Consider the following 23,837-nt stretch of genomic DNA (forward strand, 5'->3'; position numbering starts at 1 on the left):
CAGGGAATGCCTCGAGAATCAAAGGTCAGGGGCGAACCACAAGAAGCGACTACTCGCGCGCGTTCATGACCCGATATCGGCCTACTAACCTTTCATGATCTTCTCGAAACGGAATCCCTCGTCAGCGCCCGGGAATTCGCTCGAATTCGGCCCGTGTGGATCTAGGTGGCGGTCGTTGAAGAATTCGACAATCTTGAAACCACACTTGTTCACGTAGAAGTGGATGTTCCTTTTTTCGAAATATGGCGTGTGCGTATGCCAGACGAGCGTCTCCGGGTAGCGGCGCTCGATGGCCTCCCAAGCCAAGTACCCAAGACCACGCCCGTGTTTCTCTGGGCAAAGGAAGAAGAGCCCGAGCGAATTGTGCTTAGTCTCTTCATTGATCGACAGGACGGCCCCTCCTATCGGCCGATGATCGAATTGGATGCGGAGCACCACGGCGTCTGGCGCGCCCATGGCGGCGTCGAGATCGGCGTCAGACGGAATAGGGCCATCCGGCAGTTGGCCGTATTCATCAACCACGGCCACAGCGAATGCTGTCTGAAGCTCGCTTTTGAAGCTCGGAAAGTCGCCGACTTCGGTTTCGACGAGAGTGATGCGTTTGTGAATCATTCCCCATTCGTAGCTAAACAATGCGGCGGTCATTATGGCGGTCAGATGTCGGAGTCGGGCCGATGGCGGCTGACGGTCGGCTTATGGAAACTGTCTATCCGACCCGCTCCGTGTGATTCGCATAAGATGCATTATGGAAAGTTTAGCGGCGCGGCCCCGGCGGGCCTGTTCGTCGACCGGGCGGCAAATTCGCCGTGACAGCCTCAGCGGCTGCGGGGTCACCCTCGCGGCGTCTGTGGCGTGCATGTTTAGGCTGAGTTGGGACGCGACTCGAAACGGCGCGTGACGAGGCGCCCAAGTTCGCCATCTGTTCCAGCCCGCGATCTCGATAGTCTCCACGAGCGTCAGCGAAACTTTTGCTCCGATTGACTTTTCCCGGCGACCGCGCTGCGAAATAGGGTGTCAATAGAACGGCGCGAAGTTCATTAAAATGCGCCCGAAGAACTCCGCAGACAGAACTTTTCGAGAACTCCGCCACACCACGGGGACAAACGCCACCATCCGCGTTTCGGCAATCCGAAAAACGGGCGCAAAACCTCCCTTATCGTTCGAACCATCTCTGGCGACGATTGCCGGGACGAAATCAATTGTTTGGCGTGGGCTCCGCAAGCCGGACCTTCGCGGTCAAAAACCCGGCGCTGACGCGGCTCGGGCGGCGGGCAAGGAACGAACGGCGAACGCGAGAAAGCGGGCGGTCCATTTCCTTTGCCGCCAAGGGGGGCCGATGGCGAAAGGACCGAAGAAAAAGCGGGCTGGAGAGGTTTGCGGCCCGGCTATCCGTAAGGATACGGGAGCGCGCAAGGCGGCGTTCAGGCGCCGGGGATGGCGACGCGTTCGGATGAGCGCCACGATATGCGCCGCGTCGACAATCAATATGACCGCAACCTGATCGTCCAGGGCGCCTGTCGGCGACGGGACGACAGGGCTTGGCGATACAAGTCGCAAGGAAGCCGTCGGCGCGGCAAAAAGCGCCCGCCAGCGCGTGACCGCCCGGTAAAAAAAGCGGAAGATGGTTGCGACGAGCCGCATGACGCGTCCTTGCACGGCCTTTGCCGAAGGATATAAACCCTAGGGTGATTTGGTCTTGACCGTCAATCGCTCTTGAGCGCGGAGGAAGCGTGACGAACGAATCGGAAACGCAGGCGAATGAGGACGCGCAGGACGCGTTTTCTGCCGAAGCGCAGCTTTTGCGGCTCATTGCGATCATGGCGCGCCTTCGCGATCCCGAGAGCGGCTGCCCGTGGGACGTGAAGCAGTGCTTCGCCACGATCGCGCCTTACACGATCGAGGAAGCCTATGAGGTGGCGGACGCCATCGAGCGCGGCGACATGGACGACCTCAAGGACGAACTGGGCGACCTCTTGTTGCAGGTGGTCTTTCATGCGCGCATGGCCGAGGAGGCCGGGCATTTCGCCTTCGCCGATGTTGCACGCTCGATCAGCGAGAAGCTCATCCGCCGTCATCCGCATGTTTTCGAAGGCACCGGCGGCGACGCGAAGGCGACTTTGAACGCGAAGGCGACTTTAAACGCAAAGGCGACTTGGGACGCCATCAAGGCCGAGGAACGCAAGGCGAAGGCCGTTCGGCGGGGAACGGCCGACGCAGCGGCGGCGGAGTCGGCGACGCGCGATCTGTTCGACGGTATCGGCGCGGGCCTTCCCGCACTCCTTCGCAGCTTGAAGTTGCAGGACCGCGCGGCCCGCGTCGGCTTCGACTGGCCGACTGTCGCGCCCGTGCTCGACAAGGTCGACGAAGAGCTAGCGGAGCTTCGCGCGGAAGTCGCGGCAGCCCCCGGCCCCGAAACCGACAAGCGTCGCTTCGAGGAATTCGGCGACCTCATGTTCGTCGTCGTCAATCTCGGGCGCCGGCTCGATATCGACCCCGAGGCGGCGCTGCGCTCGGCCAACACGAAGTTCGTTCGGCGCATGGGCGAGGTCGTGAAGGGCGCGGCGGAGGAAGGCCGCAAGCTCGAAGACATGCGCCTCGACGAAATGGGCGTTTACTGGGATCGGGCCAAGGCGATCGAGCGCGAACAAGGCGGGAAATAACCGGCTCGCCCTGAGTATCTGGCGGACACCCGTCGGCCGAACAAGCTTGATTATGAGGCTCAGGCAATCATCCGGACTGATCAGGGTGATCGTCTGAGGCTTGCGCTGATAGTCCCGTCGCTCTCAAGAATAAGGGTCTCCACATCGGAGATTTGTCTTCCGCCCGAGGAGCGGACCGCGCTCAACGCTTCATCCTCGGTTATTCGCGCCTGCCTCATTGCGGCTTCGCAGAAAGCGCCGTGTCTTGCCAACAGCGTCGGTTCGGACCGGACGAGCCTTGCAAATCGTGGCGACCGCACCGAGAGGGAGGCGACCAAAAATTGCAGGAAGATCAATAAGGCCAATGCAGTCGCACCTTCAGCCAAGGCAACCGATTTCTGCAAGAGTACGGTGGCAAGCGTGGAGCCAAGAGCGACGGTGACAACCAGATCGAATGCGTTCAGCTTCGCGAGGGTGCGCTTGCCCGATATCCGCAGAAAGAGAACGAGAGCGGCGTAGGCCAATGCGCCGACGATTATCGTGCGGGCGATCCCCTCCCAGTCCCGAAAAAACATCTCTCCCCAGTTCATGCCTTTGTTCGCTCGTTTGCGCAAGTGCAGCGCCGGTGGCGCGCCTGCCGCTCATTATCAGGGAAACCTTCTGAACCCAGGTTAAGATCGCGGTACGAGATCACGAGAAAATGGCAGGCAGCCAGAAACGGCGGACGAGGGCTTCAGCCCCCTCCACCGGTTGAAATAGGCCGGCTCTGTATTCGTTCCCAGGATGCGGAACCATGCGTGAGCCGGAGCGGGCAAACTCCGCCGCGCCTTGCCTCAATGCGGCTTCGCGCCCTCCTCCGCCTTCAGTTCCTTCTTCGAGAGCTTGCCGATCAGCGTCTTCGGCAGTTCGGCGCGGAACTCGATATCGGCGGGCAGTTCGATCTTCGAGATGCGCTCCTTGAGGTAGGCGAGCATTTCTTCCTTCGTCACCTTCTCGCCTTCGCGCAGCTTGACGAAAGCCTTCGGCGCCTCGCCGCGATATTTGTCAGCGACGCCGATCACCGTGACCTCATCCACCGCCGGGTGCTCGTAGATCGCCTCCTCGATGCGCCTCGGATAGACATTGAAACCGGAGCAGATGATCAGATCCTTGATGCGGTCGACGATGTAGGTGAAGCCGTCCTCGTCCATATAAGCCACGTCGCCGGTGCGGAAGAAGTCGCCGACGAATGTGTCGGCCGTTTCCTTCGGCTTGTTCCAGTAGCCTTTCATCACCTGCGGGCCACGGATACAGATCTCGCCCTTCTCACCGAGCGGCACTTCTTCTTTCGGATCGCCCAGCTTTCTGAGCGACATTTCCGTGCCCGGCACCGGCAGGCCGATGGAGCACTCCTTTTTCGGGCCCGCAAGCGGGTTGATGTGCGAGACCGGCGACGTTTCCGAAAGGCCATAGCCTTCGACAAGACCGCATCCGGAGACGCGCTCGAAGTCGCGGCGCACTTCAAGCGGAAGCGCCGCGCCGCCCGAGATGCAGAACTTAAGCGACGACAGGTTGTGAGTCTTGATGTCCGGCACCTTCGCCATGGCGTTGAAAAGCGTCGGCACGCCCGCCATGATGGTCGGCTTCGTCTGGTCGATGGTCTTCAGCGCGAGCTTCAACTCGAAGCGCGGCAGCATGATCATCTGCGCGCCCTTGAGGATCGCGAAATTCATCAGGCCCGTCATCGCAAACGAATGGAAGAACGGGATCACGCAGAAAAAGCGCTCCTCGCCGGGGATCGCGAGCCCCGGGAACCAGGCCGCCGCCTGCTGCACGTTGATGGACAGGTTCGCATGCGTGAGCATCGCGCCTTTCGGTGTGCCCGTCGTGCCGCCCGTGTATTGCAGCGCGGCCACAGCGTTCACATCGATGGCGCGGCGGTCGTAATGGCCGTCGTTGTTCAATAAATCCTGCGCGCTGACGAGGCCCTTTCCGGGCGTCCACTTCGCGAGATCCTTGCCCTTGAACAGGCCGAAGAGGAACCCCTTCAGCCCCGGCAGCATCTTCTTGAACGGCGCCACGACGACGGTTTCGAGCGTGCCATTATCGACGAGCGCTTTCGCCTTCGGAAGCGTGGCCGCGAGATCCGCCGTCACAACGATTTTCGCGCCCGCGTCCTTCACCTGATAGGCGAGTTCCGGCACGGTATAGAGCGGGTTGAGGCTCACGACGGTGCCGCCCGCCTTGAGCGTCGCATAATAGAAGATGACGAAAGCCGGGCAGTTCGGAAACAGAAGCCCGACGCGGGTGCCTTCGCGCACGCCGAGGCTTTGCAGCCCTTTCGTCGCGCGATCCACGGCCGCGCCGAGTTCGGCATAGGTCATCGTCTTGCCGAAGAACCACGAAGCGGGCTTGTCGGGAAAGCGCGCCACCGTCTCTTCGAGCGTCACCGGCAGCGGTTTCGGCTCGAAAGCCTGAAACCAGTCGATCCCAGGCGGATAGGACCTCAGCCACGGACGGGACGCCGCCGCCGTACCCGCTTGAGCTTCCTTGCCGTTCGTCTCCAAGACATGCGGTTGATCGTGCCCGTCCATTCCCGTTTCCATCCCTGACAACATGCGTTTTTCTTGTTTTTTCGACGAGTACGGTATCATCTAAGTAAACAGGCCGAAATGCCTACCAACGGCGAAGGTTCACCTCTGCGACAACGAGGACGCGCCCCGACCGCTGCGCGGGAATTGCTCACATTTCCCCAGCCCGGGCGGCGTCCTTGGCGAGTTCGCTGGACTTGGCACCGGATTGCCGCTAATCGTTCCCGACGCGCCATAAGGAATCGAAACCGCAGCATGAATTGCGGTTCCGCCAGGGAGCCTCGAATGGACGACGTCGCCGAAAAGATCATTGCGATCCTGCGCAAGAACATGCGCCATCCTGAGAAAGAGATAGCCCTCGATACCAAGCTGGCCGATCTTGAAATCGAGTCGCTGGATCTCGCGGTTATCGTTTTCGATATCGAGGATACCTTCGGCATTCAGATCCCCTACAACGCCAACGAAGAAATGGCCGATTTCGCCACCGTCGGCTCCGTAGTCGACAAGGTCACGACCGTGCTCGTATCGCAAAATGCGTCAGGCGCGGCGGCTTGACGGCCCGCGCGGCCGATCGTGACCGCGCTCCCGCCCATCTGTCGGTACTGGGGAGTCCTGAATGAGCGAGAGGAATTGCGGTCGCCGCGTGGCGATCACAGGGACAGGCGTCGTCTCGGCTCTCGGCACGGGCGTCGAGAAATTCTGGAGCGCCATCAAGGCGGGCGAGAACGGCATCGCGCCAATCGCCGGTTTCCCGCTGCAAGACCTCTACATCACCATCGGCGGCGAGGTGCGCGACTTCGATGCGCGCGATCTTTGCAAGAGCCGTGGCGCGCAGCTTTCCGATCCCTTTACTCAATACGCCGTTGCGGCTGCATGGGAAGCCGTGCGCCAATCCGGGCTTGAAGGCCCGCTCGGGGAGCGCGCGGCGTGCATCGTCGGGTCCGGCGCAGGCGGTGTGACGACGCAGGAAAAGGCATACGAGGATATTTTCGTCCACAAGAAGAAGGCGACGCACCCGCTTACGCTACTGAAAACCATCATCAGTTCTTCGCCAGCGCATATCAGCATCGAGCACGGCATCAAGGGGCCGGTTTTCGGCACTGTCAGCGCTTGCTCCACAGCGGCGCATGCCATCGGTCTCGCCTTCCAGATGATCCGCTCCGGTATGATGGACGTAGCGGTCGCGGGCGCTTCGGAAGCTCCGCTGAATTACGGTTGCATGCGCGCATGGCAGGCAATGCGGGTGCTTTCGCCGGAAGGGTGCTATCCGTTCGCCAAACGGCGCAACGGCACGGTGATCGCCGAGGGCGCGGGAATCCTCCTGCTCGAAGATCTGGAGCATGCGAGGGCACGCGGCGCGACCGTGCTCGGCGAGGTGCTGGGTTTCGGCATGACCTCCGACGCGGCCGATATGGTCAACCCCGACATCGAAGGCCCGACGCGCGCGATGCAGATCGCGCTCGACGACGCGAAGCTCTCACCCGCCGATATCGACTATCTCAACGCCCACGGCACCGCCACAGCCGCGAACGACATCAACGAGACGCGCGCCATCCGCAAGGTCTTCGGCGCGCATGCGGACAGTCTCGCCGTTTCATCGACCAAATCGATGCACGGGCATTGTCTCGGCGCGGGCGGCGGCGTGGAAGCGGTTGTCTGCGTGCAGGCGATGCGCGACGGCTTCATTCCGGCGACCATCGGGCTGGACGAGCCGGGCGAAGGCTGCGACCTCGACTATGTGCCGCGCGAAGGCCGCTATCGCGCCCTCGGTTACACGATGTCGAATTCCTTCGCGTTTGGGGGCCTCAACGCCGTTCTGGTTTTTGGTTCCGCCATAAACTGACCATAATTCAGCTGATTTCCGGCCCGATTTCTCCCATCGTCTGAAGTCTGTCGCGGTGGAACTGGAAGGTCACCATCGCGGCACCCAATTCCGGGAGCGACAGAAACGAACCGGCGTGGTGGTCTGGTGTATCGCTGGATTTGTTTCCCCTTGGCCTCGTTTACCCGCTTCGATGGCGAGCTGGAGGCGGCAGGCGTCGCCAGAGCCGGTCCGGCCGGACTGCATCGCAACCGGATCGGACAAGCAGCAGGTCCGACCTCTCGAATTCGGCTCTTGTAAATTCTGTCGGTTTTCGGATAAGGCGAACCTGAAGCAACTGTGAACGCGTGCGTTCCGAAGGACTCTCATTTCGATGTTTGAAGAGCATTCCATCTGGGCGTGGCTTGGATTCACCGCCCTCATTCTCGCGATCCTCACCGCGGATCTCGGCCTGTTCCACAGGAAGGCGCGCGCCATTCCCGTGCGGGAAGCGTTGATCATGACAGCGTGCTACATCACGCTCGCCCTCTGCTTCAATGTCTGGATCTACTTCGAGTTCGGCAACCAGAAAGCGGTCGAGTTCCTGACAGGCTATTTCATAGAATACGCCCTGTCGATGGACAACATTCTGGTGTTCGTTATCATATTCACCTATTTTCAGGTGCCATCGCATTTGCAGATGCGGGTGCTTCTGTGGGGTATTCTTGCCGCGCTCGTACTGCGCGCGGCGTTTATTCTCGCAGGCTATGCGCTGATCGAGAACTTCCACTTCACCGTGCTCTTCCTCGGCGCGTTCCTCATCTATACCGGCATCAAGACGATGGCATCCGGCGAGGAAGCGGTGGACCTCGAAAACAGTCGCATCGTCAAATGGACGCGGCGCGTGCTGCCGATGACGACGGAATATCACGGCGAGCGGTTCTTTGTGCGGCTCGCCGGCACCGGCAAGCGTGTCGCGACGCCGCTGTTTCTCGTGCTGATCGTGCTGAACATCACCGATATCGTCTTCGCGCTCGACTCGATCCCGGCCATCTTCGCGATCACGCGCGACCCGTTCATCGTCTACACTTCGAATGTGTTCGCGATCCTCGGCCTTCGCGCCCTGTTTTTCGCGCTGCGAGGCATGGTCGACAAGTTTCGCTATCTCAAATACGGCCTGTCGCTCACGCTGGTCTTCATCGGCATCAAGATGATCTTCAACTATCCCGAAGACTGGCCGGATATCCCGACGGAATGGGCGCTTGGCATGACTGCGCTCCTGATCTTCGGATCGATCGCGCTGTCGCTCCTGAAGAACCGCGCCGAGGAAAAGGCGGCCTCTCAATAGGCTGCGGCGCAGCAACAAAAGCCGCGCGGGATCTCCGCGCGGTCCTTTGTTCATCGCGTCGAACGGAGCCAACCGCCGTTCAGAAGAAATATTTCGCCGTAATCGCGATGCGCGTGTTGCCCGCGATCTCGAAAGCGCTTTTCGCGAATTCAGGCTTGCCGAAAAGCGTCGGATTGTTTGAAACGCCGATGCCCTCGGTCGGGATCCCGACCAGATTGGTGCCGAGCTTGCCGTCGCCATTCTCGTCGTGAATGGAGGCCACGGCGTAAATGCCTGGCTTCAGGCCGCTATAGGTCACGATCGCCTTGCCGCCGCGAATGATGGCGCTGCCCTGCTTCACCGGGCGCCCGGTGAAGCAATCGGGGAAAGCGGCCCTGTTGGAAACCTCGGCCGAAAAGACGCACAGCTTGATCTCGCCCTTGTCGGAGCGAAGCCCGTCGATGGCGATGGTCAGGTCGGCGGCGGCGGCGGCGCTCGCCAGACCGATGCCGAGAAACGCAGCCGCGGCCGCCGGAAGAATACGCAGTGACATTGGAGACCTTGGGTTGAGGTGGGATCGCCGCAGCCAAGCCGGAATAGCCCGCGAAGTCAAGTTCGTCGCCTGGCGTTCGGTCGGGCTCCGGGCGGCGCCGCGAACCGATCAAGTTCGGGTGCCCTTGCGCTCGACCAGCCCAGGCCACGGCACCGTGCATCGCCGTTGCCGACGCCAGCATGAACAGCCGTTCAGGGCGCGATATATCCTGTTACAGACCGCCACCCCGCCGCGACCCAACCGACGCGATTAGCCTTCGTTACGGCGAAATGCAGCCGGAATTGTCTGGCTTCATAGGCTCAGTTCCGCACGCGCCGGTAGAGGCGCGCGCCCCCGGAGACTCCAATGTTCAACCCCGCAAAATACGTGTTCCTTGCCGGCCTGATTGCCGGTTCCTCTGCCGCCGCCGCAGCCGACCTGCCGCCGGAGATCCTCGACAGCGTCATGAAGTCCTGTCGGCCCGATTACCACAGGCTCTGTTCCGATGTCTTGCCGGGAGAGGGTCGCGTCTGACGCTGCCTGCTCGACAACGAGGCGCAGCTCAATCCCGGCTGCCTCAAGGCGATCAAGTTCGCCTATGCCATCGAAGTGTGCATGCCGGACTACCGCCAATTCTGCAACGGCGTGCGGCCCGGTGGCGGTCAGATCGTCGAGTGTCTGGGCGAGCGCATCGAGAGCCTCAATTCCGAATGCCGCCGCGTCGTGATGGCGAACCTGCCTTATGCTTCGCCGCGCCGCGACTTCAGCTATTACAATGATAATCAGCGCTATTCCCGTGAGGAGCGCTTCGACGGCGAGCGCTATCGCGACGTTCCGCCCCCTCCCCCGCCGCCCTACGATTCGGATAGCGACGACGACGGGCCAGACGACGACCGCGATCCGATCAAATAGATTACGAGATCAGCCGGCTGGGCTGCCGCCCTTCTCTCCCCCGCGAGAGGGGGGCGGATTTCGTTTCGAGGCAGATGGGCGCGGCGAACGCTTCTATTCCATGCGCGGCCCAGCCTCGCCGCCGCCGCTTGCGTGCAGCCGCTCCACCCTGAAGCCCCGCGCGCGAAGCGTCACGACGATCTCCTCGGCGTGGCGGGCGTCCTTCGTTTCGATGACGACATCCACGAGTGTCGATTTCGCGGGCACATAGAGATGGAAGCGGCGGTGATGCACTTCGAGGATGTTCGCGCCGCAGCGACCAAGCTCGCTCGTAAGCTCCCCGAGCATGCCCGGCCGGTCGTCGACCTGGATGCGCAGCGACAGGATCTTCGATTCGCGTTCGAGACCGCGGATGATGATCGCGGCCAGCACGCGGCTGTCGATGTTCGCCCCCGACTGGAAGAGGCCGACACGCCTCCCGGAGAACCGGCGCGGGTCGGACAGGACGGCCGCGAGGCCCGCGGCACTTGCACCTTCGGCCACCGTCTTTTGCAGGCTGGCGAGCAGAAACACCGCGCGTTCGATCATGGATTCGCTGACGAGCACCACATCGCTCACGAGGTCGCGCATGACAGGCAGCGTATTCGCGCCCGGTGCCTTCACCGCGATGCCTTCTGCCAACGTCGCGCCCCCGCATTCGGCGATGCGCCCGCGCAGCGCCGCGTAGGTTGAGGGATAACTCTCAACCTCGACGCCGACGATCTCGATTTCGGGCTTCAGCGCCTTCGCCGCGATGGCGACGCCCGAGATGAAGCCGCCGCCGCCGACAGGCACGACCAGACAATCGAGGTCCGGGCAGTCTTCAAGGAATTCGAGCGCGGCGGTCCCCTGCCCCGCGATCACGGCCGGGTCGTCATAGGGGTGAACGAGGGTGAAGCCGTGCTCGACAATGAGCCGGTCGGCCGCTACGCGCGATTCGGCGACGCTCTCGCCGTGAAGGATCACCTTTGCGCCCAAGGCTTCCGTGTTGCCAACCTTGGTGAAGGGCGTCCCCTCCGGCATGACGATAATTGCCGGGATGCCGAGCCGAGCCGCGTGATGGGCGACGGCCTGCGCGTGATTGCCTGCCGAAATCGCGATCACGCCACGCTCGCGCTGCGCCGCGTCGAGCGACAAAAGCTTGTTCAGCGCGCCACGCTCCTTGAAGGAACCGGTCGCCTGCATGTTCTCGTATTTGATGAAGATCTGCGCGCTCGAAAGCGCCGAGAGCTTCGGTGCCTCGACGGCGGGCGTGCGGATGATCGCGCCGCGCAAACGCTGCCGCGCCGCCCGGATGTCGTCGAGGCTGATGCGCGGTTCATCTGATTCCCGTGCGGCGGGAGCGGTCATCCGCGCATCTCCTCCGGCGGCGAAGTGCCGCCACGTAAGTGCGTGAAAAGATGACCTTCCCCGGTTACGCCTTCAAGAGACGGGCGGCTTCCGGCGCGAAATAAGTGAGGATACCGGACGCGCCCGCGCGGCGGAACGCCATCAGGCTTTCGAGAACGACCTTATCGCGGGTCAGCCAGCCATTCTGACAGGCCGCGAGCAGCATCGCGTATTCGCCAGACACCTGATAGACGAAGGTCGGCACCTTGAATTCATCATGCACGCGGCGCACGATGTCGAGATACGGCATGCCGGGCTTCACCATCACCATGTCCGCACCTTCGGCGATGTCGAGCGCAACCTCGCGAATCGCCTCGTCCGAGTTCGCAGGGTCCATCTGATAGGTGCGCTTGTCGCCCTTGAGCGTGCCGGACGATCCTACAGCGTCGCGGAACGGGCCGTAGAACGCGCTGGCGTACTTCGCCGAATAAGCCATGATCAAGGTATTGTGGAAGCCGCGTTGCTCAAGCGCGGAGCGGATCACACCGATGCGACCGTCCATCATGTCGGATGGCGCGAGCACATCGCAGCCCGCTTCCGCCTGGTTGATCGCCTGACGCGTCAGCGCTTCGAGCGACAGGTCGTTGACGATCTCATTGCCGACCATCAGGCCGTCCTGGCCGTGGCTCGTATAGGGATCGAGCGCCACGTCGCAGATCACGCCCATGTTCGGCACGCGGGCCTTGATGGCGCGCACCGCACGGCAGACGATATTTTCCGGGTTGAAGGCTTCCGCCGCCGTCTCGTCGCGAAGATCGGGGCGCGTATAGGGAAAGAGCGCGACGGCGGGGATGCCGAGTTCGGCGGCCTGTTCGGCGGCTTCGGCGGCGAGATCCACCGACATGCGGTCGACGCCCGGAAGCGACGGAACGGGCTGCTTGGCGCGCATGCCGTCCATCACGAAGATCGGCCAGATCAGGTTCGACGCGGTCAGCGTCTTTTCGGCGACGAGCGCGCGCGACCAGGGGGCCTGTCGCGTCCGGCGCAATCGCGTGAGAGGAAAGCCGCCCGCCGGGGCGTTCTGAAGCGCTGCACCTGCATCGTAACAAGCGGCTGGTTTTTCTTTTTTCACGGCTGACACCTCCCGAAAAATTGGCTGTTCTGTACGCCCGAAATTTGCTTGACACAAGCCTGAACCGCCTTTAGAACAAAAACAGAACATCGGTGGTGGCCGCAAACTCCGTCCGATGGTTGCAGCAAGCAGGCGAGCCAGCACCGGCGCCCCCAATCGAAGCCGGCATCGTGTCTTCTTCGCCCCCGCGGGAGAGACGATAGCGTCCCCACTGGCCGCCTGCTTGCTTTTTTTCCCGGAGTCATCCAAACCTCGCGCATGGCAAAAATCGACATCATCGGCGCTGGCGCCGCCGGAATGTGGCAGGCTTTTATCCTGTCGCGCCGTGGACACAAGGTCACGCTTTACGACCCGGCGGGCACCCCGTCGCAGAACTGCGCGAGCGGGTGCGCGGGCGGCATGCTGGGCTCCTATTGCGAGGGCGAACCGGGGCACGAAGAGGCGCGCGACCTCGGCCTCGAAGCGATGGAGATCTGGAAGGAGCATTATCCGCATCTCAAGCTGAACGGCACGCTCGTCGTCGCGTCGCCGCGCGATGTGGCCGACCTCCAGCGCTTCGCCGCCGTCACGCAGGGCCACACCCGCGTCGGAGTGGACGAGATTTCCGCACTCGAACCAGCCCTCGAAGACCGCTTCCGCGACGGCCTTTTCTACAAGGACGAGGGCCATATCGAGCCGTTCGTCGCGCTCGAATATTTCATCCGGGAAGCCGCAGCGGCGGGCGCGAAGCTCGTCGCGGAGGCGTGGGAAGAGACCGACGCCGATGTCGTGGTCGACTGCCGGGGCCTCGCCGCGCGCGATCACCTGAAGACGCTGCGCGGCGTGCGTGGCGAGCGCGTCGTGGTGGATTGCCCCGGCGTCACCCTTTCGCGGCCGGTGCGCATGACGCATCCGCGCATTCCGTTCTACATCGTGCCGTGGTCGAACAACCAATTCATGATCGGCACCACCGCCATCGAGAGCGACGACCGAGGCCCCGCGACGCTTCGTTCTGTCACCGAGATCATGGCGGCGGCTTATGCGCTGATTCCGGCGCTCGGCGAGGCGCGCATCGCCTTCATGGATGCGGACGTCCGCCCCTCTTTCCCGGACAACGCGCCGAGAATCATTATCGGCAAAACGCAGTCCGGTCGGCCGCGCCTTTACGTGAACGGCCTTTTCCGTCACGGTTTTCTGCTTTCGCCTATCCTCGCGAAGATCACGGCCGACTATATAGAGTCGGGTGTAAAGGCTCCGGGAGTTCTGCTTGAAGATCACGGTGAATGGTGAGGCGCTGGCGACCGACGCGGCGACGCTCGAAGAGCTTTGCCGCGAGCTGGGTTTCGCCGACGCGAAGATTGCAACGGCTTTGAACGGGGCGTTCGTGCCGAAAAGCGAACGGACCGGCGCGGCGCTCGCCGATGGCGCCGCCGTTGAAATCCTGTCGCCCCGACAGGGAGGCTGAACGAATGACATTCGCTGAAACCAAAATCGCCGATGCGTTTTCGATCTATGGCGAGACCATCGGCTCGCGGCTCTTGCTCGGCACGTCGCAATATCCGTCGCCCGACACCCTCCGGCGGTCTGTGGAGGTAAGCGGCGCCGAGATCGTAACCGTATCGCTCCGGCGCGAATCGAGTGGCGACGGGAAGACCGGCCAGCGCTTTTTCGACCTTCTGAAAAGCTTCGGCGCGCGTGTCCTGCCGAACACGGCGGGCTGCCACACCGCGCGCGAGGCGATCACGACGGCCCACATGGCGCGCGAAGTGTTCGAGACGGACTGGATCAAGCTCGAAGTCATCGCCAATGACGACACGCTCCAGCCGGACGTTTTCGGCCTCGTCGACGCGGCGGAGAAGCTCACGCGCGACGGCTTCAAGGTGCTCCCTTATTGCACCGAGGATCTGAGCGTGGCGCAGCGGCTCGTCGGCGCGGGCTGCCAGGTGCTCATGCCGTGGGCCGCGCCCATCGGCTCGGCGCGCGGGCTGATGAACCCCTACGGCCTCAAGACGCTGCGCGCGTTCTATCCCGACATGCCGCTCATCGTGGACGCGGGGCTCGGCGCGCCGTCCCACGCCGCGCTCGCGCTCGAAATGGGCTATGACGGGGTGCTCATCAACACGGCCGTCGCGAAAGCCGCCGATTCGGTGGCGATGGCGGTCGCCTTCGCAAAGGCCGTGGAGGCTGGGCGCATGGCGTATTGGTCGGGCATCATGCCGCCGCGCGACATGGCGAGTCCGTCGTCGCCCGTGGCGGGGCTCGCGCTTCTGTAGCGCGACACCAGATGCATGTTTGGTCCGGCTGCGCATGCCCTCAGGACCATTGGCGTTGGCACGCAACTTATTAGATCAGCCTGCGTCAAATCGGACTCGATTTGACGCAGAGAAGTTGATCGACAACAACGATTCAGCGTTGTGCCGCGTCCGATTTGCGCGCACGACGCTGTAGATCCAAAATCGGTTCAGGAATGGGAGCCCACAACGGGCGTGAGCCAATCTTTGCTGTAAATCAGACGTGGGGCGGTTTGGTTCGGTGTGATCAGCTTCTTGGCAGCCATCGAGTTCGATTAACGCAGCCGAACTGCGAGGCCAATCTTTTCGTGCGAGGTTCCCGATGACCAACGCCCTGCCCCGCTTTTATCCGGTCGTGCCCGACGTTGCTTTCGTCGAGCGTCTCGCGCGCGTCGGCGTGAAGCTGATCCAGCTTCGCATGAAGGATGCGGAGGCCGCCGACATCGCGCCCGCGATTACGCAGGCGCTTGAAGCTTGCCGCTCGCACGGCGCAGCGCTCGTCGTCAACGACCACTGGCGCGAGGCCATCGCGTGCGGCGCACCGTGGGTGCATCTCGGCCAGGGCGATCTCGACACGGCGGACATTCCCGCCATCCGCCGCGCCGGGCTCAAGCTTGGCCTTTCGACGCACAGCCACGAGGAACTCGACCGCGCCCTGTCGTTCGATCCCGATTATGTCGCGCTCGGCCCCGTCTATCAGACGACGCTGAAGGTCATGCCGTGGGCGCCGCAAGGGCTCGCGCGCGTCGGCGAGTGGAAAGCGCTGGCGAAGCGCCCGCTCGTCGCCATCGGCGGCATAACGCTGGAGCGCGCGCCCGATGTCTACGCGGCGGGGGCTGACAGCATCGCGGTCGTCTCGGACGTGGTGTTCGCGCCCGATCCCGAGGCGCGCGCGAGGGATTGGCTCGCGCTCGTGGAATCGCGGAGCCGCTAAGGTTCGGCACGAGGGCCACATCGGCCGCCCTGTTTGGCAATCAGGCCATGGGAAGAAGCGCAACACGAGACCCGTTTCCATCTCCTCGCGAGGATGTGCATAGCACTCGCTTGCGAAAAGCAGAAAGCTTCCTTTCTATGACAAAGCGACTGGGCCACCCATGCGCCGGAGCATCATGCGCCCCGGCCGATGCGCAGGAGGCCGAGTCGCGACATTGCTTCGGGAGATAGAATGGCTTTGCAATTTCTTGGCCTGACGGCGGCGCTCACCGCGATCATCGCAGCGCGCTATCTCATGCTCTCCGGCCTGTTTTACTGGCTGTTGTGGCAGCGCGGCGGCGAAAAGTTGCGCGCGAAGCGGCTCAACCGCGACCGCCCCATGCGGCCCATCGTCATGAAGGAAATTCGCCTCTCGCTGCTCTCGTCGGCGGTTTACGCGGCTCCCGCCGCTTTCGCCCTCACCGTTTTCCTGAACGGCGGCACGGCGATCTACACCGACTGGCGCGCTTACGGCGGCGTGCCCTATCTCTTCCTCAGCTTCTTCATCTATCTCGTCGTGCAGGACACCTATTATTATTTCGCGCATCGGCTGATGCATCATCCGAGGCTGTTCCGCTGGATGCATGCGGGGCACCACCGCTCGCGCCAGCCGACGCCGTTCGCGTCCTTCGCTTTCGATCCGGCCGAGGCGGCGCTGACGGCGTGGCTCATGCCCGCGATGGTGTTCGTGGTGCCGATCCATGTCGGCGTGCTCATCGGGATTCTGATGTTCATGAGCTTCGTGGCGGTTTGGAATCACTCGGGCTGGGAGGTGCTGCCGCGCTTTCTCGTGCGCGGGCCAGTCGGCGGCCAGCTCATCTCGGCCACGCACCACTCCTATCATCACATCCGCTTCGACCGGAATTACGGGCTCTATTTCCGGTTTTGGGACAAGGTCATGGGCACGGACACGATGCCGGACGAGGCGCGCGACGGCTCGCGGCTTTCGATGCGGCCCGAGCGGGCGTGACCCGCAGAGACGCTGGCAGGCAGGTTGACCCGGTGGTCAGCTTCCCGTTTGCACAGGCCGCAGGCGCGCCAGCCACCGGTCAGTTTCATCAGGGGCGGCGCTCGATGACGCCGTTCGGATAAAGGTTGAAGCTGAAATAGCCGGGAGAGCTTTGGTCGCCATCGCCGCCCGCGCCCTGTCCCTGCCAGAAATCGAGGCTCTGGCGCTTCAGCGTATATTCGCACGAATAGGAGCAATAGACCCACGAGCCGCCGGGCAGCCGCACCTGATCGCCATGTGCGGCGCGGCGCACGGGCGCGATAACGCGTTCGAAGCCGTACCAGCTTTCGGCGTAGATGACGCGGTAGGCGCCGCAGCAGTCCTTGCATTCGCCGCAGAATTTCTGCGAGCGGGGCGACGTTGCGCGGACCTTCTTGATGTGCGGGACGGCGGCCCCGTCGGAGCGCGGCGTCAGGGATGCTCCGGCTTCGGCCGAAGCGGCGAGGCCGAGAAGGGCGGCGCCGGTTAACAGTGCGCGAAAGATCATGTCCATTCCCCCGAAAAGACGTCGAATGTCGCTATCCTACTGTAGGCTGGTTAACCAACTTAGCCAACTGCCGAAGAGTAACGTTTCGCAACGCGGCGCTGGCGACGGCCCCCGAAATGCTATTTCTCCGCTTGGGAAAACCGGCGCGCGCCCTGGCTTTTCGTTTGTCTTTTCGTGAAAATCCGCCTCCCCTGTATCGGTGCGCCGCGAATGAGGCAAACCGGGAGCAAGCCATGCAGGGAGCGACGATCTTCGCCTATTGCGAGCGGGGCATGAGCCCGGCCTTCTGGGCGGAGCCGTTGAACGCGATCACGAATGCGGCGTTCGTCGCGGCGGGGATCGCGGGCGCGGTCATGATCGCGCGACAAGGCCCCGGCGAGCGCTCGGCCTGGAGTATCTTCTTTGCGCTGAACTTCGTCGCCATCGGCATCGGCAGTTTTCTGTTCCACACCGTGCCCAATCCGACGACGGGCGCGGCGGACACGATCCCGATCGGCATCTTCATGCTGACCTATCTCGTCTTCGCGCTGAGGCGCTTTGCGGGCGCGGGCGCGGCGCTCACCGCCGGACTGATCGCGCTGTTCGTCGCGGCGATGGCGCTTTCCGGGCAGGTGCAATGCTACGGCGGGCGCATCGGCTTCGCGCTCGACGTGCCCGAAGGCGCGCGCGCCGCGTGCCTCAATGGCGGCCTCGCCTATGGCCCGGCGGTGATCGCCCTGTTCCTGATGGCGGGCTGGCTCGCGATCCGGCGGCATCGCGCGGCAGCGCTCGTCTTCGCGGCGGCCGTCACCTTCGCCGTGTCGCTCACATTCCGCACGCTCGACCCGACGCTCTGCAACAGCGTCACGCTCTTCGGCTATCGCCTCGGCACGCATTTCCTCTGGCATCTTTTGAACGCGACGACGCTGTGGCTGCTGCTCCTCGCCGCGATCCGCTACGGCAAACCCGCCGCGCCGAGAGCGGAAATCATCCCGCCTCGCCCGGCGGCGTTGCGCGGGCCGCGCTGAAGGGTGGCAACCCGGATCGGTGACATTCCCTCGGCGCGAGCATGAAACGGCTGCGGGAAATATCGGCGGCACGTGCAAGACAAGTCGGCTTGTTTGCTCATCGCGCATCGGCAGTTGCGAGTCGGTCGTGCTTCGCATACTCCTTTGATGCATGCGGGCGTGGCGAAATGGTAGCCGCAAGGGACTTAAAATCCCTCGGCCGTAAGGCCATGCCGGTTCGAGTCCGGCCGCCCGCACCACCGCTTGCCCGCCGCCGCCGCGCGGGAATCGGCGGATGATGCGCGGCGCGCTGCTCCGTCCATGTACATTACGCCGAGGTACATCGCGGTCGTGGCCCTGAAGCGTCTTGATGGGAGGAAATAGCCCGAGCGCGGGGCTCGCCTCAAACCGGAAGCGCGGCGGCGATATCGGTTTTCGCGAAGTCGTCGCCCTTGAACAGCAGCGGCACGCCACGCGAGCGGGCGAGCGCATAAGCGGCGCAATCGCCGAAATTCAGCGCGGCCGGATGGCGGCCCTTGCCGTAGCGCAGGAAGGCGGCGCGCGCGGCGGCGGCCTGGCCCGCGTCGAAGGAAACGATTTCGATTCCAGCTTCGGCGATAAAAGCATCGAGCGGGGCGAAAACCGATCCGTCGCCCTCCCGGCCCGCCAGCACCAGCGAGGTTTCGAGCACATTCAGCGCGGAGATGACGCGCCCCCGCGCCGCGACGAGCGCGCCAAGCAGCGCCTTCGCGTCGGGCTCAAGCCGAAGGATCGCGACCAGCGCCGACGAATCGACCGCGATCACGCGGGCAACCCGTCATCGCCATAAAGGTCGGCATCGGTGAGCGGCTGTCTCGCGCGAAGCGCCTCGGCGCTCGCCTCGGCGATGGCGTAAAGCTTCGCGAACAGCGCATCCGCGTCATGCGCGGGCTTCAACCTGACACCGTCATGAATGAATTCCACGCCCGCCTCCTCCAGCGCAGCCCGCACTCCGCCTGCGGTCTCCTCCGCCACGGCGTAATCGCCCGCAGCTTCGAGACGCCGGACGGTCGTCACGGAAATGCCCGCCCGTTTCGCAAGCTCGTCCTGCTCCATGCGCAGGAGCGCGCGCGCCGCCTTGATCTGTTCCGCTGTTGCCATGACATAAAGCTATCACGCAAGATCGCTTTACGTCAAGCATCCTTCTTCTGCAAATTCAGCCGGATGTGGAGATCGCGCAATTGCTTCGCGCCCGCTTCGGACGGCGCGCCCATGAGCAGGTCTTCGGCCTGCTGGTTCATGGGGAAGAGCGAGATTTCGCGCAGGTTCTTCGCGCCGGTGATGAGCATCACGATGCGGTCGATGCCGAACGCCATGCCGCCATGCGGCGGCGCGCCGAACTGGAACGCCCGGTAGAGACCGCCGAATCGCTCTTCCACATCCGCCTTGGTGAGGCCGACCTTCTCGAAAGCCGTCACCATGGTTTCGGGCGACTGGTTGCGAATCGAGCCGGAGGCGATCTCGAAGCCGTTGCAGACGAGGTCGTACTGATACGCCTTGAGTTCCAGCGGGTCGCGCGTTTCGAGCGCTTCAAGCCCGCCCTGCGGCATGGAAAACGGATTGTGCGCGAAGTCGACCTTCTTCTCGTCCTCGTTCCACTCGTAGAACGGGAAATCCACGATCCACGCGAGTTCGAAGCGCTCGCGGTCCACGAGGTTCAGGTCCTCGCCGACGCGGGTGCGCGCCTCGCCCGCGAATTTGTAGAACTTCGCAGGGTCGCCGCCGACGAAGAACACCGCGTCGCCATGTTCTAGGGCTAGGTGCTTTAGCAGTTCTTCCGTCTTATCTTCGCCGAGGTTCTTAGCAACCGGTCCTTTACCAATCCAATACCACTCTGGCTTACTAACTAGATCCGGATTCTTTTCGGCCATCTTAGCCGATGCGCGTTCGAATGCGCCGGCTATACCTTTCTCTGGGTCCTTCGTCTTTTCGACCGAAATCCAAGCCAAGCCTGGCTGTCCCTGCTGTTGCGCCCAGGAATTCATGCGGTCGCAAAACGCTCGGGAACCCCCGCCGCGAGCGGGGATGGCCCAGACGCGGGCTTTCTTGTCCTTCTCCAGCATGCCCGCGAATACCTTGAAGCCGGAGCCGCGGAAATGCTCGCTCACATCCTCCATCTCGATGGGGTTGCGCAAGTCGGGCTTGTCGGTGCCGTATTTCGCGATGGCGTCGTCATAGGCGATGCGCGGGAAAACGTCCGTCACGGGCTTGCCGCCCGCGAAACCGTCGAACACCGCGCGGATAACGGGCTCCATCGTGTCCCACACGTCTTCCTGCGTGACGAAGCTCATTTCGAGGTCGAGCTGGTAGAATTCGCCCGGCAGCCGGTCGGCGCGCGGGTCTTCGTCGCGGAAACACGGCGCGATCTGGAAATAGCGGTCGAAGCCCGCCACCATGAGAAGCTGCTTGTATTGCTGCGGCGCCTGCGGCAGCGCGTAGAACTTGCCCGCGTGGATGCGCGACGGCACGAGGAAGTCGCGCGCGCCTTCGGGCGAGGACGCGGTAAGGATCGGCGTCGAAAATTCGGTGAAGCCCGCGTCCACCATGCGCTTGCGCATGTCGGCAATGATCTTCGTCCGCTGGATGATGTTGCGATGCAGCGTCTCGCGGCGCAGGTCGAGGAAGCGATAGCGCAGACGCACGTCTTCAGGGTATTCCGGCTCGCCGAACACGGGGAGCGGCAGTTCCTCGGCCTTCGACAGCACGTCGAGCGTGCCGATGCGCACCTCGACCTCGCCCGTCGGCAGGTTCGGATTCACGGTGTCGCCCTCGCGGATCACGACATCGCCGTCGATGCGGATCACCCATTCGGCGCGCACCGCTTCCGCCGATTTGAACGCGGGCGCGGACGGGTCGACCACGCATTGCGTCAGGCCGTAATGGTCGCGCAGGTCGATGAACAGAAGCCCGCCATGGTCGCGCACGCGATGGACCCAGCCCGAAAGCCGCACGGTCTTGCCCGCGTCGGCTCTGCGCAGCGCCCCACAGGTCGTCGAACGATAGGCATGCAGCTTCGCCGCGCCAGAGTTCGCCTCCGCCCCTTTCGCGTCCACCGCCTCAAGTTCGGGTTCCTGCTTTATTTTCTTGCCGGAAGCGGCGGACTTCGCCCGCCCGCCAGACGCGGTTTTTTCCACAGAAGTCATCCTTCAGGATCGGAGCCGGCGCCGTTCAGCAATTCTTGACCGAACGGCGGCAAAGCGGCTTAAAAGAGACACAGTTCTGGTCGCCCACTGTTTCAGAGCGCTTGAATCGCGGGACAAACCAGCGCATGGACCGCGATGTTTGTCAAGAATGCGAGCCAGTCATGAGAGCCGCCCCACAGCCCGAGCTACAATAATAGAATGATTGATCTGCCGCCCGTCATTACCTCCATCAAAGACCTCAAGACGCTTTGCGATGCGCTGGCGAAGCAACCCTTCGTCACCGTCGACACCGAGTTCATGCGGCAGACGACCTACCGCCCGAAGCTCTGTCTCATCCAGATGGCCGCGCCCGGCATCGAGGCCGTCGTCGATCCGCTGCCGAACCTCGACCTGACGCCGTTTTACGCGCTGATGGCCGACACCGCCGTCGTGAAGGTCTTCCACGCCGCTCGTCAGGACATCGAAATCGTCTGGCAGGAAGCGGGTGTGATCCCGATGCCGCTGTTCGATACGCAGATCGCGGCGATGGCGCTCGGCCATGGCGATGCGATCTCCTACGGCGCGCTCGTCAAGAAGCTGCTCAAGAAGAACCACGACAAGACCTATCAGGCCATCGACTGGTGCCAGCGCCCGCTGGGGCCGAAGCAGCTCGAATATGCGCTCGGCGACGTCACCTATCTGCGCGATGTCTACGCCAAGCTGAAGCAACGGCTCGAACAGACCGGCCGCGAACCCTGGCTTGAGGAAGAAGTCGCCGTTCTCACCGATCCCAAGACCTACGCCTTCGATCCGGCCGACGCGTGGAAGCGCCTCAAGCTCGGCGGCAAGTCGCGCACCGCGCGCGCCATTATCATGGAGCTTGCCGCCTGGCGCGAACGGGCCGCGCAGGACGAGAACGTGCCACGCGGCCGTGTGCTGAAGGACGAGGCGATCTACGAGGTGGCGAAGCACGCGCCGCGCACGCTCGAAACCCTGTCGCGGCTCCGTTCGGTGCGCGACAGCGTGCGGTCGCGCGGCGACGCGATCCTTCGCGCCGTCGAGGCGGCGCTTGTCCGCGATCCGGGCGACGTGGTGAACGCGGCGGCGCATATCGATCTTTCCGCCGGCGCATCCGCCACCGTCGAGCTTCTGCGCGTGCTGCTCAAGGCCGTATCCGCCGAACTCGACATCGCGCCGAAACTCCTCGCCAGCGCCGAGGATCTCGAAAAGCTCGCGCAGTACGACGCCCCCGACGTGCCCGCGCTGAAGGGCTGGCGACGTCCGCTGTTCGGCGACAAGGCGATCGCGCTGAAGGAAGGCCGCCTCGCGCTCGGCATCAGGAAAAACGAGGTCGCCGTCTTTCCGCTTTGAGGCACACTCTTAGCTGCCCTTCGACGCGAAGCGCGCGCTTCAACTCAGCCGAGGAGCGCGCGCAATTTGGGTCCGCTTCGTCACAACCAGGAGATGCCGAATGAGAATTTTTCCACTTTAGGGGGGTCTAAGCCGCAACCGCCGGGGATTATGGCAGAAGCAGGCACACTGTTGCCGCAAATGAAATCCAAGTTTACTGCATGAGAATCGCAAAGCTTCATCGCGCCGCCACGCTTGCGGTCGCCGCCGTTCTGACGGTGCTGGCCTCGGCAGCCCCGGACTCCAGAGCGCAGAGCATCGTCGTCCTCGTCAATGACGAGCCGATCACGTCAGGCGACATCGCGCAGCGGACGCGATGGATGGCGCGAACGAGCGGCTTCGGCGATCGCATGAAGGCGCTGCTGACGGGGAATGCGGTCAAGGAGCGCTTCCGGCAGCTCATGGTCAAGGCGAATCCGCGCTCCCAGGCAGAGGCGGAACAAGCGGCCGAGCGCATCAAGGGGCAACTTATCGAGGAAGCGAAAGCCCGCGTCCTTTCCGAAGGCGGGGGCACCTCGCGCAAGCAGGTGATCGAGACGCTCATCGAAGACAAATTGAAACTTCAGGCCGCGAAGACTCTTAAGATCACGATCTCCGACAAGGAGGTCGAGGAAGTTCTCGGGCAGCGGGCGGGAGGCGGCAGTGGCAAGAAGCCACTCCTCAACGAATTCTACCAGCAGTTTGAGGCAGACGGCATCAGCCGCAAGACGGTGAAGAACATCATTCGCGCGCAACTCGCCTGGCGTGACGTGATTCGCCGCCAGTATGGCCCCCGCATCGCGGCGATGATCGCCTCGGCGCCGTCCGATGACAGTAAAACCGCCGATGGCGATATTCAGTTCGACGTTCGCGTTCTAAGGCTGGCCGTCGCTGGCTCGGACCAGCGCGCGGTGAGCCAGCGCATGATGGAGGCCGAAAATCTCCGTGCGAAGTTCACCTCATGCGCCGACCTGCCCAAGCGGGCGAAACTCGTGGCCGACGCATCTGTCAAGGCGGTTCATAAGGCGAAGCTCGCTTCGTTCAACAAGGACGCGCAACCCTTGATCCTCAAGGCCGCCGAAGGGCAGATGACGCCACCGATCCTCGTTTCCGGCGCGGTCGAGTCCTACGCCATCTGCAAGAAGGGTGTGGTGGCGAAGAAAACCGTCGCGGAAGAGAAGCCGGATGCGCGCCAGCAGGAGTTCGAACGGTTCTCGCGGCGCTATCTTTATGAGTTGAGGAAGTCGGCTTCGATCGATTACCGGACAAAGGTGGACTGAGCGATGTCCGCGCATCGAGCGGG

The 23,837-nt window shown here is 63.1% G+C and carries 24 protein-coding genes and 1 tRNA gene; 15 read left to right on the forward strand and 10 right to left on the reverse strand.

The genetic code is table 11. The features are described from left to right. Positions 1–84 precede the first annotated feature (84 nt). Complete coding sequence (locus tag KKP04_RS03060) at positions 85–645, reverse strand: GNAT family N-acetyltransferase (RefSeq protein WP_251133870.1); 561 nt, start codon at positions 643–645, stop codon at positions 85–87. A 1,154-nt stretch (positions 646–1,799) separates the two neighbouring features. Between KKP04_RS03060 and mazG the strand changes: the two genes are divergently transcribed. Beyond that, positions 1,800–2,660: a nucleoside triphosphate pyrophosphohydrolase gene (gene mazG / locus KKP04_RS03065; protein WP_256437966.1), complete on the forward strand. Its 861-nt coding sequence runs from the start codon at positions 1,800–1,802 to the stop codon at positions 2,658–2,660. 80 nt (positions 2,661–2,740) lie between these two features. On the opposite strand, the gene KKP04_RS03070 is transcribed toward mazG, so the two are convergent. Together KKP04_RS03070 and KKP04_RS03075 are read right to left on the reverse strand one after the other, a co-directional pair. After that, the gene (locus KKP04_RS03070) at positions 2,741–3,229 is read right to left on the reverse strand and encodes a DUF421 domain-containing protein (protein WP_215026528.1); all 489 of its coding nucleotides are present in this window, start codon (positions 3,227–3,229) and stop codon (positions 2,741–2,743) included. 243 nt (positions 3,230–3,472) lie between these two features. Further along, positions 3,473–5,212: a long-chain fatty acid--CoA ligase gene (locus KKP04_RS03075; protein WP_251133871.1), complete on the reverse strand. Its 1,740-nt coding sequence runs from the start codon at positions 5,210–5,212 to the stop codon at positions 3,473–3,475. A 282-nt stretch (positions 5,213–5,494) separates the two neighbouring features. Here KKP04_RS03075 and KKP04_RS03080 point away from each other — a divergent pair, with 282 nt between their 5' ends. The 3 genes from KKP04_RS03080 (at position 5,495) to KKP04_RS03090 (ending at position 8,358) form a co-directional block, all read left to right on the forward strand. Beyond that, the gene (locus KKP04_RS03080) at positions 5,495–5,764 is read left to right on the forward strand and encodes an acyl carrier protein (RefSeq protein ID WP_215026531.1); all 270 of its coding nucleotides are present in this window, start codon (positions 5,495–5,497) and stop codon (positions 5,762–5,764) included. Positions 5,765–5,825: 61 nt separating this feature from the next. Next, a complete protein-coding gene (locus KKP04_RS03085; RefSeq protein ID WP_215026534.1) occupies positions 5,826–7,052 on the forward strand; it encodes a beta-ketoacyl synthase in 1,227 nt (408 codons plus the stop codon). Between the two features lie 352 nt (positions 7,053–7,404). Beyond that, positions 7,405–8,358, forward strand: a complete 954-nt coding sequence (locus KKP04_RS03090; RefSeq protein WP_215026537.1) for a TerC family protein — start codon at positions 7,405–7,407, stop codon at positions 8,356–8,358. A gap of 79 nt (positions 8,359–8,437) precedes the next feature. On the opposite strand, the gene KKP04_RS03095 is transcribed toward KKP04_RS03090, so the two are convergent. Beyond that, on the reverse strand, positions 8,438–8,890 hold the full coding sequence (locus tag KKP04_RS03095; RefSeq protein ID WP_215026540.1) for a DUF2141 domain-containing protein: 453 nt from the start codon (positions 8,888–8,890) through the stop codon (positions 8,438–8,440). Between the two features lie 345 nt (positions 8,891–9,235). On the opposite strand from KKP04_RS03095, the gene KKP04_RS03100 reads away from it, so the two are divergent. Both KKP04_RS03100 and KKP04_RS03105 read left to right on the forward strand, forming a co-directional pair. Further along, positions 9,236–9,403: a cysteine rich repeat-containing protein gene (locus KKP04_RS03100; RefSeq protein WP_215026542.1), complete on the forward strand. Its 168-nt coding sequence runs from the start codon at positions 9,236–9,238 to the stop codon at positions 9,401–9,403. Positions 9,404–9,484: 81 nt separating this feature from the next. Beyond that, positions 9,485–9,781: a hypothetical protein gene (locus tag KKP04_RS03105; protein ID WP_215026545.1), complete on the forward strand. Its 297-nt coding sequence runs from the start codon at positions 9,485–9,487 to the stop codon at positions 9,779–9,781. Positions 9,782–9,874: 93 nt separating this feature from the next. Here the strand turns inward: KKP04_RS03105 and KKP04_RS03110 are convergent, their stop codons facing one another. After that, positions 9,875–11,149, reverse strand: a complete 1,275-nt coding sequence (locus tag KKP04_RS03110) for a threonine ammonia-lyase (protein WP_215026548.1) — start codon at positions 11,147–11,149, stop codon at positions 9,875–9,877. 64 nt (positions 11,150–11,213) lie between these two features. Beyond that, positions 11,214–12,260: a porphobilinogen synthase gene (gene hemB / locus KKP04_RS03115; protein WP_215026550.1), complete on the reverse strand. Its 1,047-nt coding sequence runs from the start codon at positions 12,258–12,260 to the stop codon at positions 11,214–11,216. A 258-nt stretch (positions 12,261–12,518) separates the two neighbouring features. Between hemB and KKP04_RS03120 the strand changes: the two genes are divergently transcribed. The 5 genes from KKP04_RS03120 to KKP04_RS03140 all read left to right on the forward strand — a co-directional run bounded on the left by KKP04_RS03120 (position 12,519) and on the right by KKP04_RS03140 (position 16,472). Continuing rightward, positions 12,519–13,529, forward strand: a complete 1,011-nt coding sequence (locus tag KKP04_RS03120) for an FAD-dependent oxidoreductase (RefSeq protein ID WP_215026553.1) — start codon at positions 12,519–12,521, stop codon at positions 13,527–13,529. Beyond that, entirely contained in the window at positions 13,507–13,704 is a 198-nt protein-coding gene (gene thiS / locus KKP04_RS03125) for a sulfur carrier protein ThiS (RefSeq protein WP_215026556.1), read from the forward strand. Before KKP04_RS03120 ends, thiS begins: the two co-directional genes overlap by 23 nt. A 4-nt stretch (positions 13,705–13,708) precedes the next feature. Then, positions 13,709–14,512, forward strand: coding sequence for a thiazole synthase (locus KKP04_RS03130; protein ID WP_215026569.1), 804 nt, complete (start codon positions 13,709–13,711; stop codon positions 14,510–14,512). Positions 14,513–14,852: 340 nt separating this feature from the next. Beyond that, on the forward strand, positions 14,853–15,464 hold the full coding sequence (locus tag KKP04_RS03135) for a thiamine phosphate synthase (protein ID WP_215026572.1): 612 nt from the start codon (positions 14,853–14,855) through the stop codon (positions 15,462–15,464). A 231-nt stretch (positions 15,465–15,695) separates the two neighbouring features. Beyond that, positions 15,696–16,472, forward strand: coding sequence for a sterol desaturase family protein (locus KKP04_RS03140; RefSeq protein ID WP_215026575.1), 777 nt, complete (start codon positions 15,696–15,698; stop codon positions 16,470–16,472). Positions 16,473–16,560: 88 nt separating this feature from the next. On the opposite strand, the gene KKP04_RS03145 is transcribed toward KKP04_RS03140, so the two are convergent. Beyond that, on the reverse strand, positions 16,561–16,998 hold the full coding sequence (locus tag KKP04_RS03145; RefSeq protein WP_215026578.1) for a hypothetical protein: 438 nt from the start codon (positions 16,996–16,998) through the stop codon (positions 16,561–16,563). 233 nt (positions 16,999–17,231) lie between these two features. Between KKP04_RS03145 and KKP04_RS03150 the strand changes: the two genes are divergently transcribed. Both KKP04_RS03150 and KKP04_RS03155 read left to right on the forward strand, forming a co-directional pair. Further along, entirely contained in the window at positions 17,232–18,005 is a 774-nt protein-coding gene (locus tag KKP04_RS03150) for a ceramidase domain-containing protein (protein WP_215026607.1), read from the forward strand. A gap of 153 nt (positions 18,006–18,158) precedes the next feature. Next, a tRNA-Leu gene (locus tag KKP04_RS03155) sits at positions 18,159–18,244 on the forward strand. A 143-nt stretch (positions 18,245–18,387) separates the two neighbouring features. On the opposite strand, the gene KKP04_RS03160 is transcribed toward KKP04_RS03155, so the two are convergent. Genes KKP04_RS03160 through aspS form a run of 3 tightly spaced genes read right to left on the reverse strand, consistent with a single transcriptional unit; the run spans position 18,388 to position 21,034 of the window. After that, a complete protein-coding gene (locus tag KKP04_RS03160; protein WP_371818687.1) occupies positions 18,388–18,789 on the reverse strand; it encodes a type II toxin-antitoxin system VapC family toxin in 402 nt (133 codons plus the stop codon). Further along, positions 18,786–19,124, reverse strand: a complete 339-nt coding sequence (locus KKP04_RS03165; protein WP_215026610.1) for a helix-turn-helix transcriptional regulator — start codon at positions 19,122–19,124, stop codon at positions 18,786–18,788. The genes KKP04_RS03160 and KKP04_RS03165 overlap by 4 nt, the downstream gene beginning before the upstream one ends. Before the next feature lie 32 nt (positions 19,125–19,156). Continuing rightward, positions 19,157–21,034 carry an aspartate--tRNA ligase gene (aspS, locus tag KKP04_RS03170; RefSeq protein WP_215027051.1) on the reverse strand — a complete coding sequence of 626 codons (1,878 nt, stop codon included), beginning with the start codon at positions 21,032–21,034 and terminating at the stop codon, positions 19,157–19,159. A 330-nt stretch (positions 21,035–21,364) separates the two neighbouring features. Between aspS and rnd the strand changes: the two genes are divergently transcribed. Further along, complete coding sequence (gene rnd, locus KKP04_RS03175; RefSeq protein WP_215026613.1) at positions 21,365–22,516, forward strand: ribonuclease D; 1,152 nt, start codon at positions 21,365–21,367, stop codon at positions 22,514–22,516. Positions 22,517–22,716: 200 nt separating this feature from the next. Then, positions 22,717–23,814 carry a SurA N-terminal domain-containing protein gene (locus tag KKP04_RS03180; protein ID WP_215026615.1) on the forward strand — a complete coding sequence of 366 codons (1,098 nt, stop codon included), beginning with the start codon at positions 22,717–22,719 and terminating at the stop codon, positions 23,812–23,814. Positions 23,815–23,837: the final 23 nt, after the last annotated feature.

Source organism: Rhodomicrobium sp. Az07 (genome assembly GCF_018619475.1).
Classification (GTDB): Bacteria; Pseudomonadota; Alphaproteobacteria; order Rhizobiales; family Rhodomicrobiaceae; genus Rhodomicrobium.

Excerpts from the sequence above, each read along its gene's own strand:
- rnd (WP_215026613.1), top strand. The coding sequence starts at position 21,365 with ATGATTGATCTGCCGCCCGTCATTACCTCCATCAAAGACCTCAAGACG.
- KKP04_RS03120 (WP_215026553.1), top strand. The coding sequence starts at position 12,519 with ATGGCAAAAATCGACATCATCGGCGCTGGCGCCGCCGGAATGTGGCAG.
- KKP04_RS03135 (WP_215026572.1), top strand. The coding sequence starts at position 14,853 with ATGACCAACGCCCTGCCCCGCTTTTATCCGGTCGTGCCCGACGTTGCT.
- KKP04_RS03090 (WP_215026537.1), top strand. The coding sequence starts at position 7,405 with ATGTTTGAAGAGCATTCCATCTGGGCGTGGCTTGGATTCACCGCCCTC.
- KKP04_RS03105 (WP_215026545.1), top strand. The coding sequence starts at position 9,485 with ATGCCGGACTACCGCCAATTCTGCAACGGCGTGCGGCCCGGTGGCGGT.
- KKP04_RS03150 (WP_215026607.1), top strand. The coding sequence starts at position 17,232 with ATGCAGGGAGCGACGATCTTCGCCTATTGCGAGCGGGGCATGAGCCCG.
- KKP04_RS03060 (WP_251133870.1), bottom strand. The coding sequence starts at position 645 with ATGACCGCCGCATTGTTTAGCTACGAATGGGGAATGATTCACAAACGC.
- KKP04_RS03075 (WP_251133871.1), bottom strand. The coding sequence starts at position 5,212 with ATGGACGGGCACGATCAACCGCATGTCTTGGAGACGAACGGCAAGGAA.
- KKP04_RS03095 (WP_215026540.1), bottom strand. The coding sequence starts at position 8,890 with ATGTCACTGCGTATTCTTCCGGCGGCCGCGGCTGCGTTTCTCGGCATC.
- KKP04_RS03180 (WP_215026615.1), top strand. The coding sequence starts at position 22,717 with ATGAGAATCGCAAAGCTTCATCGCGCCGCCACGCTTGCGGTCGCCGCC.
- KKP04_RS03080 (WP_215026531.1), top strand. The coding sequence starts at position 5,495 with ATGGACGACGTCGCCGAAAAGATCATTGCGATCCTGCGCAAGAACATG.
- KKP04_RS03140 (WP_215026575.1), top strand. The coding sequence starts at position 15,696 with ATGGCTTTGCAATTTCTTGGCCTGACGGCGGCGCTCACCGCGATCATC.
- KKP04_RS03085 (WP_215026534.1), top strand. The coding sequence starts at position 5,826 with ATGAGCGAGAGGAATTGCGGTCGCCGCGTGGCGATCACAGGGACAGGC.
- KKP04_RS03145 (WP_215026578.1), bottom strand. The coding sequence starts at position 16,998 with ATGATCTTTCGCGCACTGTTAACCGGCGCCGCCCTTCTCGGCCTCGCC.
- KKP04_RS03110 (WP_215026548.1), bottom strand. The coding sequence starts at position 11,149 with ATGACCGCTCCCGCCGCACGGGAATCAGATGAACCGCGCATCAGCCTC.
- KKP04_RS03100 (WP_215026542.1), top strand. The coding sequence starts at position 9,236 with ATGTTCAACCCCGCAAAATACGTGTTCCTTGCCGGCCTGATTGCCGGT.
- KKP04_RS03130 (WP_215026569.1), top strand. The coding sequence starts at position 13,709 with ATGACATTCGCTGAAACCAAAATCGCCGATGCGTTTTCGATCTATGGC.
- KKP04_RS03165 (WP_215026610.1), bottom strand. The coding sequence starts at position 19,124 with ATGGCAACAGCGGAACAGATCAAGGCGGCGCGCGCGCTCCTGCGCATG.
- KKP04_RS03070 (WP_215026528.1), bottom strand. The coding sequence starts at position 3,229 with ATGAACTGGGGAGAGATGTTTTTTCGGGACTGGGAGGGGATCGCCCGC.